At 73.2% G+C, this 257-nt stretch carries 1 pseudogene; it reads left to right on the forward strand.

Annotated elements, in window-relative coordinates:
• Positions 1-257, forward strand: a pseudogene (locus QZH66_RS17835) (PLP-dependent aminotransferase family protein); the annotation flags it as partial.

Raw genomic sequence — 257 nt, forward strand, 5'->3', positions numbered from 1 at the left:
GCCCCGCAGCGCCCGCCCCCGGCCAAGGCCTTCGACACCGAGGGGCTGGTGATGCACTGCAGCTCGTTCACCAAATGCCTGGCGCCCGGCTACCGCGTGGGCTGGGTCGCGGCGGGCCGCTTTGCCACGGCCGTGGAACGGCTCAAGCTGATGACCACGCTGTCCACCGCCACGCCGTCGCAGCAGGCGCTGGCCGAATACTTGGCCCAGGGCGGCTACGACCGCCACCTGCGCCAGCTGCGCCGCAGCCTCGCGCA

This window comes from Stenotrophomonas sp. YIM B06876 (assembly GCF_030711595.1).
GTDB lineage: Bacteria > Pseudomonadota > Gammaproteobacteria > Xanthomonadales > Xanthomonadaceae > Stenotrophomonas.